The following is a 14,652-nucleotide window of genomic DNA, read 5'->3' as shown; positions in this document are numbered from 1 at the left end:
TCTGCCGGCTACCTCAGGCGATGGCCTTGATGGCGGTCAGGATCTTCTCCTGGAACGCCTTGGGCAGCGGCGCGTAGCCCGCGTCGCTCAGGCCTGCCTGGCCGTCGGTCGCGGCGACCGTGAGGAACGCCTTGACGGCCTTCGCGGTGTCGGCGTCGTAGCCCTTGGAGCAGACGATCTCGTAGGTCGCGAGGATCAGCGGGTAGGTGCCCGCGGCGGTGGAGGCGTAGATGGAGTTCAGGTCGAGGACGAGGTCGTTGCCCTCACCCTTGATCTTCGCGCCGTCGATGGCCTTGCCCACGGTCTCGGGGGTCAGCTCGACCGCGCCGCCACCGTTGTCGATCTTCGCCACGGACAGCTTGTTGTCCTGCGCGAACGACCACTCGACGTAGGTCACCGCACCGTCGACCGAGGCCACGGCCTGCGCGACACCGGCGGACTTCTCCTTGCCCTCGCCGAGGCCACCCTTGAACGCCTTGCCGTCGCCCTGGGTCCACGCGCCCTTGGAGGCGGCGGTCAGGTACTTCTGGAAGTTGTCCGTGGTGCCGGACTCGTCGGAGCGGTAGACGACCGTGATGTCCTTGTCCGGCAGCTTCGCGCCGCTGTTCAGGGCGGCGATGGCCGGGTCGTTCCACTTCTTGACCGTGCCGTTGAAGATCTTGGCCGCGACCTCGCCGTTGACCGTGAGGTCGGTGACGCCGTCGAGCTTGTAGCTGATCGCCACGGGGCCGAACACCAGCGGCAGGTTCCACGCCGGGTTGGACTTGCAGCGGGTGGCGGCGGCGTCGACCTCGCCCTTGTCCTTGGAGAGGGGCGAGTCGGAGCCGCCGAAGTCGACCTGCGCGGCGTTGAACTGCTTCACGCCCGCGCCGGAGCCGGACGCGTTGTACGCGACGTCGGCGCCCTGGCACTTCTGCTGGTAGACCTGCACGAAGGACTCGATCGCGGTCTTCTGCGCGGACGAGCCCTCGGCGTTCAGCTTCGCCTTGCCGGTGCAGTCGACCTGCTCGGTCGAGGCGGCCGCCGAGGCGCCACCCGTCGACCCCGCAGGGGCGTTGTTGTCGCTGCCACACGCGGTGAGCAGGAGCGCGCCGGCCGCGATGAGGCCGAGCGTTGCGCCGTGCCGCTGGATCTTCACCTGAGGGTCCTCCACCTACCGAAGCTTTCGCGGTTTCGCGACGGACGTCGCCGCTCGCTACGGAAGGTAGGCAGCGAGAGTGGACGGATTCCCTAGTCGAGATGAACGGCGGGTGAACAGGACAAGGGCAGTCAGCAGGACAGGCTCATCGATACACGTCCGTGACCTGCACGTTCGCCTGGAGTGACGGCCCGGCTACTACCGGCCGTACTGGACGTCGGCATCCCACAGCGTGAACCCCAACCGGGTGTACACCCGAACAGCGGCTGCGTTGTCGGATTCCACGTAGAGCATCACTTGGCGTAGTCCCTGGTCCTTCAGGTAGCGCAGTCCGGCGACCGTCAGGGCCTTGCCGAGACCGCCGCCCTGGGCGTCGGGGTCGACCCCGACCACGTACACCTCGCCGAGGGGCTCGTCGAGGTCGTGGACCTTGGTCCAGTGGAAGCCCAGCAGCGTGCCTCCGGGGTCGACCGCCAGCAGGAAGCCCTTCGGGTCGAACCAGTCCTCGGCTTCCTTGTGGGCGACGTCCTCGATGCTCATGGCGCCCTGCTCGGGGTGCCAGTCGAACGCCCGGTGGTTGACGTAGACGACCGCGGCCTCGTCCTGGCCGGGGACGAACGAGCGGAGGGAGACGCCCTCGGGGAGTTCGGCGACGGGCAGGTCCGCGTCCAGCCGCAGGCGCATCCGCAGGAGTTCGCGGACCTTGCGGAAGCCGTGCTTGGTCGCCAGCGCCTCGGCGTCCGGGTGGCCGCCGTGGGCCCACACGCGCAGCCCGTCGGCCTTCTCGACCACGGCTTCGCCCAGCTCGGCGCCCAGACCCCGCTTGCGGTGGTCGGGGTGCACCACGAACTCGGCGACCTGGTTGCCCGCGGAGTCGCCCAGCAGGTCCAGGTGCGCGTACCCCACCACGGCACCGTCCACGCGGGCCAGGAGGTGGGCGCTGCCGTGGGCGCCGGGCCTCATCCTGAGGCGGACGTGCTCGCCGACCGGGGCCACGCCGTCGGTGTGCTCGGCCGCTTCCAGGACCACGGTGACCTCGTCGGCCTGGGCCTCGGACAACTCGGTGAACCAGCTCAGTTCCGCCACGTCCGCGACGGTACCGGGTCGGGGGTCGCCCGCGATCGAGAAGCGGATCTCCCGACGTCTTGGTTGGCCGGGACGGAGGACGCACGACGAGCCCGGTCCGACGCGGGTGGGGGTGTCGGACCGGGCTCGCCGCGCCTGCGGCGGCTAGACCCGGAAGAACTCCGCGTCCTCGATCGAGGACGTGGTGTCGGCTGAGTCGGCGTGCTGGTCAACACCGCCCCGGCGGACGGCTCCCGGACGCGGGGGGCGGACGAACTTGTAGCCCACGTTGCGCACGGTGCCGATGAGGGACTCGTGCTCGGGGCCGAGCTTCGCGCGGAGGCGCCGGACGTGGACGTCCACCGTGCGGGTGCCGCCGAAGAAGTCGTAGCCCCAGACCTCCTGGAGCAGCTGGGCGCGGGTGAAGACCCGGCCCGCGTGCTGCGCGAGGTACTTCAGGAGCTCGAACTCCTTGTAGGTCAGGTCGAGCGGACGGCCCTTGAGGCGGGCCGTGTAGGTGGCCTCGTCGATGACGAGCTCACCGAGCTGGATGGAGCCGTCGCCCCCGGTCTGCGCCGTGCCGCGCCGGGAGCGCACCAGGCGCAGGCGGGCGTCGACCTCGGCGGGGCCGGAGGTCGGCAGCAGGATCTCGTCGACGCTCCAGTCGGACGTGACGGCCACCAGGCCGCCCTCCGTCACGACGGCGACGACCGGGACGTCGACACCGCTGCTGTCGAGCAGGCGGCAGAGGCTGCGGGCGCCCGCCAGGTCGGTCCTGGCGTCGACCAGGACGACGTCGTGCGGCCCGGCCTCCAGGAGCGCGGAGACCTCGGGCCGGAGCGGCCGGACCTCGTGGGGCAGCAGGGACAGCGCGGGCAGCACCGCCTCGGGGTCTGAGTCGGTGGTCAGCAGCAGCACGTCGATGCTCATCGCGGGCCCTCCTAAGTGGCTGGTGACTGGTCACCGAACCAGCCCAGCAGCGTACGGTGACCGGGCCCCGTTGCCTGCGGATGACGGAGACAATACCGGTGCGATCCACGAAAGACCCAGGTCAACAGGTCAGGGTCACAGTTGTTTCCACAAGCGTCACGCTTGTTACATCCATGTCACACGACGGCGTGCTCCTGCACGGTGTGCACATAACCCCTGCACACGGCGCTACCGATCTCGCGTTCGTGATCGGCCACGGCTTCACGAACCACGTTCGGAAGCCCGCCGTGAGCCGTGTGCTGAATCGATTTGCCCGGCGCGGAGGCGTCGTCGCGCTGGACTTCCGGGGCCATGGACGGTCCGGCGGGCGTTCCACGGTGGGCGCGGACGAGGTGCACGACATCGCCGCGGGGGTTTCGCTGGCCCGGTCCCTGGGGTACCGGCGGGTCGTGGCGGTGGGCTTCTCGATGGGCGCGTCGATCGTGCTCCGGCACGCGGCGCTGGCGTCCGACAAACCCGACGCGGTGGCCGCCGTCAGCGGGCCGTCGCGGTGGTGGGTGCGCGAGACCACGGCCATGCGCCGGGTGCACTGGCTGCTGGAGCAGCCGCACGGCCGCCTGGCGGCCCGCGCGCTCGGCGTGCGGCTGGGCGACCGGTGGACGACGCCCCCGGAGAGCCCGCTGGAGGTCGTGCACCGGATCACGCCCACCCCACTGCTGGTGGTCCATGGTGAGGACGACCACTACTTCAGCCCGGACCACGCCGTCGCGCTGCACAGGGCGACGAACGGGCACTCCGAACTCTGGCTGGAACCCGCCACCCGGCACGCGGAGACGGCCATGACCCCGGTCCTGGTGGACCGGATCGCCGCTTGGCTCGACCGAGCGTCCACACGAGAAGGAAAGACATGACGACCGCCCCGACCCGCAGGACCGCCCCGAAACGCCGCCCGTCCAGGGGCCGGAGGTGGATCATCGCCGTGCTGGTGCTGATCGCCCTGTTCGTCGGCGCCGACTTCGCGCTCGCGGCGGCGGGCGAGTACCAGGTCGCGCAGAAGATGCGGACGAAGCTGGAGCTGACCGAGGACCCGTCGGTGCGGATCAACGGGTTCCCGTTCATCACGCAGGCGCTCAACGGCGACTACCAGGACATCGAGATCAGCGCGACGGGCGTGCCGGTGCGCGACCAGCTGCGCGACCTGGAGATCCAGGCGAACCTGCTGCACACCCGCATCGAGCTGTCGAACCTGCTGGCGGGCGACACCAAGGGCGCGAAGATCGACCGGGTGCAGGGTCGGGTCAAGATCAAGGCGAACGACCTGAACCGGCTGGTCAACCAGGTCACGCCGTTCACCGACATGGCGATCGAGCCGGACACGCGCGCCGGGCAGCCCGCCGCGGCCACCGCCGCGGCGCGCACCACCGCCGCGGTGAAGCTCACCGGCAACACGACGCTGGCGGGCCGCAAGATCTCGCTCACCGCGTACGGGACGGTGACGCTGGTCAGCGGGCAGGTCGAGCTGGCGATGAACGAGCTCAAGATCGACGACGTGTCGCTGGAGCCGTTCATCCAGCAGCTCAAGCAGGCGCTCAGCATCAAGATCGACCCCGGTGTGCTGCCGTTCACCGTGACGCCGACGGCCGTGCAGGTGGAGAGTGGTGCGTTCACGGTGGAGGGCACCGTGGACAACATCCCCCTCGACCAGGGCAACGGGTGACATGACCGGTGTGTGGGCATTGACGGCGGTGCTGGTCGCGGTCGGCGCGATCGGCCTGCTGCTGCGCGCCCGCGAGGGCCGGATCAGGGCCGCGAAGCCGACCGGGCCCGCGCTGCCGGGCCCGGTCCGCGCGCTGCTGCACCCCGTCGACCCGGTGACGCTGGTCCAGCTGTCGACGACGTTCTGCACGCCGTGCAGGCAGACGCGCGTGCTGCTGGCCGACCTGGCCGACCGGACCGCCGGGCTGCACCACGTGGACCTGGACGTGACGAACCTGCCCGAGGTGGCCGCCGGGCTGGGCGTGATGCGGACGCCGACGACCCTGGCGCTGACGTCGGCGGGGGTCGAGATCCTGCGGGTCGGCGGCGTGCCGAAGCGGGACGCGCTGCTGGCGGCTCTGAGCGGTCACCTGCCCGAGGAGCAGCCGCCTGCCGCGGACGGGTGAGATCCGCCTGTTCCAAGTAGTGGACACCACTCCCGACATGGGAGAACTGCGGTTACCCTCGAAGGCATGTACGTGCTGCTGACCAAGCGACTCGCGGTGGACCTCTGCCGCGTGCACAGCAGCCTGTGTCGAACGATGCGCTGACCGGGCGGTTCCCGGTGGTCCCCCGCTAGCCGACGCGGTGGGCGGCTGCCCCTGAACCGCCTGACGGACACCCCTGTCCAGGTTCCCAGTCAGGAGATGCATCGTGGTCGAGGACGCCCCGGTAGACCCGCGCGGTCCGCGCTTCACCGCGTCCGCGACGGCCGCCGTGCTGGCGCTGGTGCTGCTCACCGGCTGGTGGCCGGTCCTCGCCGTCCAAGCGCTCGTCTTCGCCGCGTCCGGCTTCGTCTCGCTGAGCCTCAACCCGTGGAGCCTGCTGTACCGGTTCCTCGTCGCACCCCGGCTCGCGCCGACGGCCGAGCGGGAGGACGCGGCTCCGCTGCGCTTCGCGCAGGGCGTCGGGTTCGCGTTCACGCTCGTCGGCACGATCGGCTACGCCACCGGCCTCACCGGCGTCGGCGTCGTCGCCACGTCCTTCGCGCTGGTCGCGGCACTCCTGAACGCGGTGTTCAACTTCTGCCTCGGGTGCGAGGCGTACCTGCTCCTGCGCCGCCTCGCGCCCGCCCCCGCCCGCCAGTGACAACAGATCAAAGAACCTAGGAGCCACTCCGATGAGCCGTGAGAACGTCCTGGTCTCGGCCGCATGGTCAGAGGAAAACCTCGCAACGCCCGGCGTGGTGTTCGTGGAGGTCGACGAGGACACCACCGCGTACGAGGGCGGCCACATCCCCGGCGCCGTCCGCATCGACTGGAGGACGGAGTTGCAGGACCAGGTCCGCCGCGACTTCGTGGACCGCGCGGGCTTCGAGAAGCTCCTGTCCGCCAAGGGGATCTCCAACGACGACACCGTGATCCTCTACGGTGGCAACAACAACTGGTTCGCGGCCTACGCGTACTGGTACTTCAAGCTCTACGGCCACGACGCGGTCAAGCTGCTCGACGGCGGCCGCAAGAAGTGGGAGCTGGACGGGCGTCCGCTGGACAAGGACGTCGTCGAGCGCGCGGAGACGAACTACTCCGCCAAGGAGCAGGACCTGTCGATCCGCGCGTTCCGCGACGAGGTCGTGGCGGCGATCGGCACGAAGAACCTGGTCGACGTGCGCTCCCCCGACGAGTTCTCCGGCAAGCTGCTGGCCCCGGCGCACCTCCCGCAGGAGCAGGCGCAGCGCGGCGGCCACATCCCGTCGGCGATCAACGTGCCGTGGAGCAAGGCGGCCAACGAGGACGGCACGTTCCGCTCCGACGAGGAGCTGAGGGCGATCTACGGCGAGGCGGGCCTCGACGGCTCGAAGAACACCATCGCGTACTGCCGCATCGGCGAGCGCTCTTCGCACACCTGGTTCGCCCTGCACGAGCTGCTGGGCCACGAGGACGTGAAGAACTACGACGGTTCCTGGACCGAGTACGGCTCGCTCGTCGGCGTGCCGGTCGAGCTCGGCAGCGGCAAGGAGGGCTGAACATGAGCGGATGCGGTGCCCCGGACCAGTCAGTGGTCATCACGGGCGTGGACACGACGACCGAGACGGTGCTCAGCGGCAAGGTGTTCGCCGAGGGCGCGCCCGTCGGCGGCGCGTACGTGCGGCTGCTCGACTCGACCGGCGAGTTCACCGCCGAGGTCGTGTCGTCGCCGGAGGGCGACTTCCGGTTCTTCGCCGCCCCCGGCGACTGGACGATCCGGGCGCTGCACCGCTCGGGCAACGGCCAGGCGCTCGTGAGCGCGCAGGGCCCCGGCGTGCACGCGGTCGAGGTCGCGGTCGCCTGACACCTCCGGGGCGCACGGGGTCGCACCCGGCGCCACCGGCTGGAGGGGACGGTGGGTGGCCTTGGCCACCGCCGTCCCCTTCGTTCCGCGCGGGGGAGATAAACTCGCCGGGTGGAACACTTCTTCACGGGGCTGCTGGTCCTCGTCTCGCTGCTGATCACGTGGTTCGCCGCGTACGTGGTCTACCGGCTCTACTCCGACCAGCGCTGATGACGACGACCAACCCCGAACCGGGCAGCGGCGACGCCGCGGTGCAGGCCGCCGCCGAACGCGCCGAGGTGACCCGTGCCCGCAACCTGCCGCAGTTCGCCGACCTGCCGGTGCCCGGCGACACGGCCAACCTGCGCGAGGGCCCGAACCTGCACGACCGCTGCCTGTCGCTGCTGCCGCTGATCGGCGTGTGGCGGGGCGAGGGCGAGGTCGTGTACCCGAGCATCGACGGGCCGTACCGCTTCGGCCAGCAGATCACGTTCGCCCACGACGGCAGGCCGTTCCTCTTCTACGAGGCGCGCTCGTGGCTGCTGTCGGAGTCGGGCGAGGTGATCCGGCCCGCCGCGCGCGAGACCGGGTTCTGGCGTCCGCAGGAGGACGACACGATCGAGGTCCTCCTGACGCACAACACCGGCATCATGGAGCTGTACTACGGCAAGCCGCGCAACCAGACGTCGTGGGAGTTCTCCACGGACGCGGTCGTGCGCACCTCCACCGCCAAGGACGTCACGGCGTCGCAGCGGCTGTACGGCGTGGTCAACAACGGCGACCTCGCGTACGTGGAGGAGCGGGCCATGGTCGGCTACCCCCTCCAGCCGCACACGTCGGCGCACCTGACCCGGTACGCGGGCTAGCCGCCCTCGTTGGCCACCTCGCGCAGGTGGAGCGCGAGGAACAGGGCCATCAGGTCGTCGTCCGACAACGCCGCGGACCCGTCGGGGAGTTCCACCCCGGCGGGCCTGCTGCCGAGCAGGTCGTAGCGCAGCACCAGCGGCCCCACCGAGCGCAGGCGGGTGCCGAGCTGGTCGTGGACCAGCTCGTACGGCCCGATCCGGCGCAGCCGGGTGCCCAGGCGCTCGTACTCCAGCTCCCACGTCCCCGCTGAGCGGCAGCGCCCGCTCCAGCGCTCGTACTCGACCGCGTGGCCCGCGATGGACCGCAGCCTGCTCCCGAGGTAGTCGTAGGTCAGGGCCCAGGAGCCGATCGACCGGGGTCTGCTGCCCCACCGGCCGTAGGTCAACTCGACCTCCCCGATGCGGCGCAGGCGGCTGCCGAGGTGGTCGTACGCCAGTTCCATCTCCACCCCACGAGTACAGCAAACCGGTGGGTCGGGCGCGGGCGGTTCAGCCGATCCGCTGGAGCGCCTTCTCCCGCCGCCCCGCGACGCTGGAACCGGACTCGCGACGGGCCGTGCGCCTCAGCACCACCGGTGCCACCAGCAGACCCGCGACGGTCCACGCGCCGAGCACCCCGACGGTCTCCAGGTGCCGCCAGGACTCGCCGATCTCGACCACGACGGCGCTGTCCGGCAGCAGCGCGGAGCGCATCCCGAGGCCCATCCAGTAGACCGGGAACGCCTGCGCGACGCCCTGGACCCACTCGGGCAGGGCCGTGACCGGGTAGAAGATGCCGGAGACGCCGATCAGGCCGAGGATCGGCAGGGTCAGCAGGCTCTGGCCGCGCGTGCTGGTGAACACCGAGCCGAGCACGGCTCCGATGGGCAGGGCGGCGGCCAGCCCCAGCAGCAGCACCCAGGCCAGCGTGGGCCACGAGGCCGCCTCGACGGACAGGCCCGGTACGAGCAGCAGCGCGGGGACCAGGAAGATCGCCAGGTCCGCGACCAGTCCGCCCGACACCGAGATGATCTTGCCGACGAGGTGGACCACCAGTCCGTTCGGCGTCGCCCTGGCCCGCAGCAGCGTGCCGTCCTCGCGGTCGGCGGTGAGCTGCTGGCTCATGCTGACCATCGCCATCGACGCGTTCATGCCGAGGACGCTCGGCAGCACCAGCGCGCCGAGCCCGAACCCGGCGAACGTCCGGTCCCGCAGGTAGAACGTGACCCCCACCATCAGCAGCGGCCAGAAGAGGTGGGCCCACAGGTCGGCGCCGTTGGTGAACGACTGCCGCAGCTCGACGATCCCGCGGTGCCAGCCCGCGCGCAGTGCGGTCGTGGTCATCGGGACGCCTCCTCGGCACGGCGCACCAGCGCCAGGTACGTGTCCTCCAGCGACGCGCGCCGGACCTCCAGCTCGGTGATCTCCTCGCCGTGCAGGCGGAACAGGTCGAACGCGAAGCGGGTCGACCCGGTGGTCGACCGGGTGTGGCGCCGCCCGTCGTGCGTCCAGCTCACCTGGTCCTCGCCGGTGATCAGCTTCGCCAGCTCGTCGGCCGTGCCGTCGGCGATGATCCGCCCGCCGTCCAGCACGACGATGCGGTCCGCCAGCGCCTCGGCCTCGTGCAGGTCGTGGGTGGTGAGCAGGACCGTCGTGCCGTCCAGCGCCCGGACCAGCTCGTGGAACTCGCGCCTGGCCTCCGGGTCGAACCCGGCCGTCGGCTCGTCGAGGAACAGCAGCTCCGGGTGGCCGACGATGCCGATCGCCACGTCCAGCCGACGCCGCTGCCCTCCGGAGAGGGTGCGGATCCTCCGGTCGGCGTGGGAGGTGAGCCCGACCGCGGCGACGAGTTCGTCGGCGTCCCACGGCTCGGCGTAGCCGGTGTAGCAGGACCCGAGGTGGGCCAGCAGCTCCCGCACCCGCCACTTGCCGTGGTCGCGCCACGACTGGAGCACGACGCCGACCCGTGCTCGCCACGACTCGTCGGCGTGCTCCGGGTCCGCGCCCAGCACCTCGACCCGGCCCGCCGACCGCGCCCGGAACCCCTCCAGCACCTCGATCGTGGTGGTCTTCCCCGCGCCGTTCGGCCCCAGCAGCGCCAGCACCTCGCCGCGGCGGGCCCGGAACGTCACGTCGTGCAGGACGTCGGTCGTGCCGTAGCGCATCCGCAGGCCCTCGACGTCGAGCACCAGCTCTTCCCCAACCTTCACCATGTCGCGAACGCTACGACCACAGAAAAGGTACGTCAATCTACATTGACGCCACCCACCTGGGATTTGGTGCAATGACGATGCCGGTGAACGCAATTCTTTCGTTGCAATCAACTGGCGGCTAATGCACACTGCGGACATGCCGGGTGGAAGGTTGACGAGCCAGGAGCGCAGGCGCATCGCGGCCGGTCTGGCCGACGGGCTGGGCTACGCCGAGATCGCCAGGAAGCTCGGCAGGCCGACGTCGACCGTGAGCCGCGAGGTGTCCCGCAACGGCGGCGGCGCGGACTACCGGGCGGATCGGGCGCACCGGGCGACCGGGCGGCGGGCCCGCCGCAGGCCGTCGATGGCGGTGCCCGCGGCCACGACGCCCGCCGCGGCGCGGCGCTTCGCGGAGGAGTTCGCGGCGGTGCTGGTCGGCACCGGGGTGCCGAGGATGGCCGCACGGGTGTTCGCCGCGCTGGTGACGACCGACGCGGGCGCCCTGACGGTGGCCGACCTCGTCGGCGGGCTGCGGGTGAGCCCGGCGTCGGTGTCGAAGGCGGTCGGCTACCTCGAAGGCCTCGACCTGGTGCGACGGGAGCGGGAGGGGCGTCATGAGCGGTACCTCATCGACGAGGACCTGTGGCTGCGGACGTGGCTGACGAGCGCCAGGACGAACACGGCGCTCGCGGAGACGGCCCGGCGCGGGGTGGAGGTCTTCGACGTCGCCACGCCCACCGGCGCGCGGCTCGACCACATGCGCCAGTTCTTCGCGCGCCTCGGCGAGGACATGGCGGGCGGCCCCGAGGGCGCGGAGGACGCGCTGACGGTCGCCGCCGCGCTCGTCCACGCAGCCGGGCCGTGCACCGCGGAGCGGGTGGCCCGCGCGCTCGGGTGGCCGGTCGACCGGGTCGCCGGGGCGCTGCGCGACGCCGAGGCGCGGCCGGACGTCACGGATCCGGTCGCCGTGCGCCACGTCGGGTCCGGCGAGTACGCGGCCACCGCGAGACCCGAGCGGCTCACGGCGGCGCAGCGAGAAGCCTTGAGAGATTGTTCAACAATCCTCATGTAGGCCGTACGATGGAGGACATGCGCCTGCGGAGATGCGGTCCGGACGCCGTGCTGGTCGAGGTCGACTCGCTCGACGAGGTGTCGGCCGTGCGCGCGGCGGTGCGGGCGGCCGACCTCCCGGACCTGGTGGAACTGGTGCCCGCGGCGCGCACGGTGCTCGTCTCGGTCCGGCCGGGCACGGACCTCGCCCCGGTGCGGCGGGTGCTGGACGAGGTCGACCTGAGCCGTCCGGCCGAGGTCGGGTCGCGGGAGGTGCGGATCCCCGTGCACTACGACGGACCGGACCTGGAACTGGTCGCGCGCACGGCCGGGATGAGCGAGGCCGAGGTCGTGGCGCTGCACTCGGGCACGGAGTACGAGGTCGCGTTCTGCGGGTTCGCCCCCGGCTTCGGGTACCTCGTCGGACTGCCGGAAGCGTTGCGGCAGCCCAGGTTGGACAGCCCGCGCACGAAGGTGCCCGCCGGTTCGGTGGCCATCGCGGGCGAGTTCACCGCCGCCTACCCCCGTGCCACGCCCGGCGGCTGGCGGCTGCTCGGCCGCACCGACACCACCCTGTTCGACGCCCGCCGCGACGTGCCCGCGCTGCTCGCCCCCGGCGACCGCGTGCGGTTCGAGGTGGCCGGGTGAGGCGGCTGACCGTGCTGCGCACCGGGCCGCAGGCGCTGGTGCAGGACCTCGGCAGGCCGGGGTACGCGCACCTGGGCGTGCCGCCGTCCGGAGCGCTCGACGAGCCAGCGCTGCGGCTGGCGAACCGGCTCGTCGGCAACCCGGAATCGGCGGCGGGCCTGGAGGTCCTGCTCGGCGGCCTCGCGGTGCGGGCCGGGTCGTCGTGCACCGTCGCGGTGACCGGGCCGCGGGTTCCCGTGCTGCGCAACGGTTCCGCGGTCGGCTCGCACGCACCGGTGCACCTCGCGGACGGCGACGTGCTGGAGGTCGGCACGCCCGAGCGGGGCCTGCGGTGCTACCTCGGCGTGTCCGGCGGCGTGGACGTGGCGGCCGAGCTGGGCAGCCGGTCCACCGACCTGCTGTCCGGGATCGGGCCCGACCCGGTGCGGGACGGCGACGACCTGCCGCTCGGCCCGGTGACGGCTCCCGCGGTCGGCGCGGACGTGCTGGTGCCGACGCGGGTGCCGGACGCGCTGGTGGTGCCCGTGCTGCTCGGGCCGCGCGACGACTGGTTCGGCGACCCGGCGGGGCAGCTGCGGGCCGGGCGGTGGACGGTGTCGGAGAAGAGCAACCGCGTCGGCGTGCGGCTCACCGGCACGGCCCTGGAGCGCACGGAGGCCTTCCTCGGCGAGGAGCTGCCCAGCGAGGGCATCCCGACCGGCGGCGTGCAGGTCCCCGCGGACGGCCAGCCGGTGGTGTTCCTCGCCGACCACCCGACCACGGGCGGCTACCCGGTGATCGGCGTCGTGCCCGCCGGGGTGCTCCCGCTGCTGGCGCAGGCAAGACCAGGCGTCCCGCTGGAGTTCCGCCCTCAGGCCCAACTTGGTCTAGACCCATTGTTCCGGTGACGCGGGTCACCTACCGTCGGGGACGGGCCGCCGTGGTTCTCGAAGGTCGAGGAGCACACCCGTGCGTCGTCTCGTCATCGCGCTGGTGGCGTCAGCCACCTCCGCGACCGCTGTCGTCCCACCCGCCCAGGCCGCACCCGGCCTCACCGCCGCGGTCACCCGCACCGGCACCCAGGCGAAGGTCGTCGTCACCAACTCCGCCACCACCGCCGTCACCGGGTGGTCGATCACGGTCGAACTGCCCGCCGGGGTCACCGTCAGCGGCGCCCAGAACGCCACGACGACGCAAGCGGGCACCAGGGTCACGCAGACCCCCGCCCACTACATCAACACCGTCGGCGCGGGGAAGAACACCGACGCGGCGCTGGCCTCGTGGTCGATCGTCTTCGACCTGCCCCCAGGGTCACGGCCACCGGCGCCCAGCACTCGACGATCAGCCAGAGCGGCCGGACCGTCACGCTGATCCCGCTGCACCACAACAAGAGCGTCGCGGCCCGCGGGTCGACCGAGCCGTACAGCCCGACGTTCACCCTCAGCTCCGCGGTCGAACCGACGGGCTGCCGGGTCAACGACGTCCGCCGCGACGGCGGCGCGGACACCCCGCCCACCGCGCCCGCGAACCTGCGGTCGCCGGTGAGGACCACGCGGACCGTGTCGCTGGCGTGGGACGCGGCGACGCCGGGATCGCTGCCGCTGGGCGGGTACGAGGTCTACCGGGGCACGTCGCTGGTCGCCGCGGTCACCGGCACGAGCGCGACCGCGACCGGCCTCAGCCCGGACACCGCGTACTCGTTCACGGTGCGCGCCAAGGACAGCAGGGGCAACCGCGGTCCCGCGAGCGCCGCGCTGACCGTCACCACCAACAACCCTGGCGACGACACCCAGGCGCCGAGCGCGCCCGGCGGGCTGCGCGGCACGGCCGTCGACTCGACGAGCGTGTCGCTGGCGTGGACCGCGTCGACCGACAACCGCGGGGTAGCCGGGTACGACGTCTTCGTCGACGGCGTGCTGAACTCGACGGTGGCGGGCACGTCCGCCACCGTCACCGGGCTCTCCCCGTCCACGGCCTACACGTTCACCGTCCGGGCCCGCGACCTGCACGACAACACCTCCGCGGTCACGGCGGGCCTGCGGGTGTCCACGGCCGACGTGGTCGGCAGCGGCTACGCCAGGGTCGGCTACTTCGTGCGGTGGGGGATCTACGGCCGCCAGTTCTTCGTGAAGAACCTGGACACCAGCGGTTCCGCGGCGAAGATGACCCACCTGAACTACGCGTTCGGCAACATCGACCCGGTGAACCTGACGTGCCTCCAGGACGTCACGAAGGGCACCAGCGCCAACCCGCAGGACCCGAACCAGGGCGACGGGGCCGGTGACGCCGAGGCCGACCGCAGCAGGCCGTTCGCCGCGGCCCAGTCCGTCGACGGCGTCGCCGACACGGGCTGGGAGTCGTTGCGCGGCAACTACAACCAGCTCCGCGAGCTCAAGGCCGAGCACCCGAACCTCAAGGTGCTGATCTCACTGGGCGGCTGGACGTACGCGAAGTGCTTCTCCGACGTGGCCGCCACCGACGCGTCGCGGAAGAAGTTCGTCGCCTCCTGCCTGGACGTCTACATCAAGGGCAACCTGCCGGTGCACAACGCGGCCGGCGGGCCGGGCAGCGCGGCCGGGATCTTCGACGGCATCGACCTGGACCGGGAGTGGCCCGCGCGGAGGGGCACGCGGGCAACCACGTCAGCCCGGCCGACAAGGTCAACAACACGCTGCTGATCGCCGAGTTCCGCAAGCAGCTCGACGCGCTGTCCACGACGACGGGCAAGCGCTACCAGATCACCGCGTTCACCCCGGCCGACCCGGCGAAGATCGCGGCGGGCTGGGAGCTGGCGGAGGTC

18 protein-coding genes and 1 pseudogene are annotated in these 14,652 nt (G+C 71.8%); 12 read left to right on the top strand and 7 right to left on the bottom strand.

All coding sequences use genetic code 11. The features are described 5' to 3' along the window. Positions 1 to 13 precede the first annotated feature (13 nt). From pstS to VFZ92_RS10945, 4 genes are all read right to left on the bottom strand, one after another. Complete coding sequence (pstS, locus tag VFZ92_RS10960) at positions 14 to 1,138, bottom strand: phosphate ABC transporter substrate-binding protein PstS (RefSeq protein ID WP_330875738.1); 1,125 nt, start codon at positions 1,136 to 1,138, stop codon at positions 14 to 16. A 198-nt stretch (positions 1,139 to 1,336) separates the two neighbouring features. Then, positions 1,337 to 2,224: a mycothiol synthase gene (gene mshD / locus VFZ92_RS10955; RefSeq protein WP_414719862.1), complete on the bottom strand. Its 888-nt coding sequence runs from the start codon at positions 2,222 to 2,224 to the stop codon at positions 1,337 to 1,339. A 144-nt stretch (positions 2,225 to 2,368) separates the two neighbouring features. Next, positions 2,369 to 3,133, bottom strand: a complete 765-nt coding sequence (locus VFZ92_RS10950) for a response regulator transcription factor (protein WP_330875737.1) — start codon at positions 3,131 to 3,133, stop codon at positions 2,369 to 2,371. A gap of 176 nt (positions 3,134 to 3,309) precedes the next feature. Next, positions 3,310 to 3,486 carry a hypothetical protein gene (locus VFZ92_RS10945; RefSeq protein WP_330875815.1) on the bottom strand — a complete coding sequence of 59 codons (177 nt, stop codon included), beginning with the start codon at positions 3,484 to 3,486 and terminating at the stop codon, positions 3,310 to 3,312. On the opposite strand from VFZ92_RS10945, the gene VFZ92_RS10940 reads away from it, so the two are divergent. The 8 genes from VFZ92_RS10940 to VFZ92_RS10910 all read left to right on the top strand — a co-directional run bounded on the left by VFZ92_RS10940 (position 3,421) and on the right by VFZ92_RS10910 (position 8,004). Further along, positions 3,421 to 4,044 carry an alpha/beta hydrolase family protein gene (locus tag VFZ92_RS10940; protein WP_330875810.1) on the top strand — a complete coding sequence of 208 codons (624 nt, stop codon included), beginning with the start codon at positions 3,421 to 3,423 and terminating at the stop codon, positions 4,042 to 4,044. The genes VFZ92_RS10945 and VFZ92_RS10940 overlap by 66 nt on opposite strands. Continuing rightward, positions 4,041 to 4,850 (top strand): DUF2993 domain-containing protein, encoded by an 810-nt coding sequence (locus tag VFZ92_RS10935; protein WP_330875736.1) that lies wholly within the window; start codon positions 4,041 to 4,043, stop codon positions 4,848 to 4,850. Before VFZ92_RS10940 ends, VFZ92_RS10935 begins: the two co-directional genes overlap by 4 nt. 1 nt (position 4,851) lies before the next feature. Then, the gene (locus VFZ92_RS10930) at positions 4,852 to 5,295 is read left to right on the top strand and encodes a thioredoxin family protein (protein ID WP_330875735.1); all 444 of its coding nucleotides are present in this window, start codon (positions 4,852 to 4,854) and stop codon (positions 5,293 to 5,295) included. A gap of 66 nt (positions 5,296 to 5,361) precedes the next feature. Then, positions 5,362 to 5,439: a putative leader peptide gene (locus VFZ92_RS42455; RefSeq protein ID WP_372506909.1), complete on the top strand. Its 78-nt coding sequence runs from the start codon at positions 5,362 to 5,364 to the stop codon at positions 5,437 to 5,439. A 103-nt stretch (positions 5,440 to 5,542) separates the two neighbouring features. Further along, positions 5,543 to 5,977, top strand: coding sequence for a DUF4395 domain-containing protein (locus VFZ92_RS10925; protein ID WP_330875734.1), 435 nt, complete (start codon positions 5,543 to 5,545; stop codon positions 5,975 to 5,977). Between the two features lie 31 nt (positions 5,978 to 6,008). Then, a complete protein-coding gene (locus VFZ92_RS10920; protein ID WP_330875733.1) occupies positions 6,009 to 6,854 on the top strand; it encodes a sulfurtransferase in 846 nt (281 codons plus the stop codon). Positions 6,855 to 6,856: 2 nt separating this feature from the next. Continuing rightward, the gene (locus VFZ92_RS10915) at positions 6,857 to 7,159 is read left to right on the top strand and encodes a DUF1416 domain-containing protein (RefSeq protein ID WP_330875732.1); all 303 of its coding nucleotides are present in this window, start codon (positions 6,857 to 6,859) and stop codon (positions 7,157 to 7,159) included. A 209-nt stretch (positions 7,160 to 7,368) separates the two neighbouring features. Then, positions 7,369 to 8,004, top strand: coding sequence for an FABP family protein (locus tag VFZ92_RS10910; protein WP_330875731.1), 636 nt, complete (start codon positions 7,369 to 7,371; stop codon positions 8,002 to 8,004). Here VFZ92_RS10910 and VFZ92_RS10905 read toward each other — a convergent pair. The 3 genes from VFZ92_RS10905 to VFZ92_RS10895 are packed head-to-tail and all read right to left on the bottom strand — an operon-like array spanning position 8,001 to position 10,196. Next, positions 8,001 to 8,453, bottom strand: coding sequence for a hypothetical protein (locus tag VFZ92_RS10905; protein WP_330875730.1), 453 nt, complete (start codon positions 8,451 to 8,453; stop codon positions 8,001 to 8,003). The genes VFZ92_RS10910 and VFZ92_RS10905 overlap by 4 nt on opposite strands. Before the next feature lie 40 nt (positions 8,454 to 8,493). Then, entirely contained in the window at positions 8,494 to 9,327 is an 834-nt protein-coding gene (locus VFZ92_RS10900; protein ID WP_330875729.1) for an ABC transporter permease, read from the bottom strand. Beyond that, positions 9,324 to 10,196 (bottom strand): ABC transporter ATP-binding protein, encoded by an 873-nt coding sequence (locus VFZ92_RS10895; RefSeq protein WP_330875728.1) that lies wholly within the window; start codon positions 10,194 to 10,196, stop codon positions 9,324 to 9,326. Before VFZ92_RS10895 ends, VFZ92_RS10900 begins: the two co-directional genes overlap by 4 nt. Before the next feature lie 136 nt (positions 10,197 to 10,332). Here VFZ92_RS10895 and VFZ92_RS10890 point away from each other — a divergent pair, with 136 nt between their 5' ends. From VFZ92_RS10890 to VFZ92_RS10870, 4 genes and pseudogenes are all read left to right on the top strand, one after another. Further along, positions 10,333 to 11,247, top strand: coding sequence for a GbsR/MarR family transcriptional regulator (locus VFZ92_RS10890; protein ID WP_330875727.1), 915 nt, complete (start codon positions 10,333 to 10,335; stop codon positions 11,245 to 11,247). A 17-nt stretch (positions 11,248 to 11,264) separates the two neighbouring features. Then, positions 11,265 to 11,873, top strand: a complete 609-nt coding sequence (gene pxpB / locus VFZ92_RS10885; protein ID WP_330875726.1) for a 5-oxoprolinase subunit PxpB — start codon at positions 11,265 to 11,267, stop codon at positions 11,871 to 11,873. After that, positions 11,870 to 12,760 (top strand): biotin-dependent carboxyltransferase family protein, encoded by an 891-nt coding sequence (locus tag VFZ92_RS10880; protein WP_330875725.1) that lies wholly within the window; start codon positions 11,870 to 11,872, stop codon positions 12,758 to 12,760. The genes pxpB and VFZ92_RS10880 overlap by 4 nt, the downstream gene beginning before the upstream one ends. 61 nt (positions 12,761 to 12,821) lie before the next feature. Continuing rightward, a pseudogene (locus VFZ92_RS10870) lies at positions 12,822 to 14,652 on the top strand (glycosyl hydrolase family 18 protein); the annotation flags it as partial.

Source organism: Umezawaea sp., from assembly GCF_036375055.1.
GTDB lineage: Bacteria > Actinomycetota > Actinomycetes > Mycobacteriales > Pseudonocardiaceae > Umezawaea.
This window is presented reverse-complemented; position numbering and strand designations above follow the sequence as displayed.

Bases quoted from the DNA above. Each gene is read 5' to 3' on its own strand.
- VFZ92_RS10890 (WP_330875727.1), top strand. From the start codon at position 10,333: ATGCCGGGTGGAAGGTTGACGAGCCAGGAGCGCAGGCGCATCGCGGCC.
- VFZ92_RS10950 (WP_330875737.1), bottom strand. From the start codon at position 3,133: ATGAGCATCGACGTGCTGCTGCTGACCACCGACTCAGACCCCGAGGCG.
- pxpB (WP_330875726.1), top strand. From the start codon at position 11,265: ATGCGCCTGCGGAGATGCGGTCCGGACGCCGTGCTGGTCGAGGTCGAC.
- VFZ92_RS10900 (WP_330875729.1), bottom strand. From the start codon at position 9,327: ATGACCACGACCGCACTGCGCGCGGGCTGGCACCGCGGGATCGTCGAG.
- VFZ92_RS10910 (WP_330875731.1), top strand. From the start codon at position 7,369: ATGACGACGACCAACCCCGAACCGGGCAGCGGCGACGCCGCGGTGCAG.
- VFZ92_RS10920 (WP_330875733.1), top strand. From the start codon at position 6,009: ATGAGCCGTGAGAACGTCCTGGTCTCGGCCGCATGGTCAGAGGAAAAC.
- VFZ92_RS10935 (WP_330875736.1), top strand. From the start codon at position 4,041: ATGACGACCGCCCCGACCCGCAGGACCGCCCCGAAACGCCGCCCGTCC.
- VFZ92_RS10945 (WP_330875815.1), bottom strand. From the start codon at position 3,486: ATGGCCCCGGAAGTCCAGCGCGACGACGCCTCCGCGCCGGGCAAATCG.
- VFZ92_RS10915 (WP_330875732.1), top strand. From the start codon at position 6,857: ATGAGCGGATGCGGTGCCCCGGACCAGTCAGTGGTCATCACGGGCGTG.
- VFZ92_RS10930 (WP_330875735.1), top strand. From the start codon at position 4,852: ATGACCGGTGTGTGGGCATTGACGGCGGTGCTGGTCGCGGTCGGCGCG.
- VFZ92_RS42455 (WP_372506909.1), top strand. From the start codon at position 5,362: ATGTACGTGCTGCTGACCAAGCGACTCGCGGTGGACCTCTGCCGCGTG.
- VFZ92_RS10895 (WP_330875728.1), bottom strand. From the start codon at position 10,196: ATGGTGAAGGTTGGGGAAGAGCTGGTGCTCGACGTCGAGGGCCTGCGG.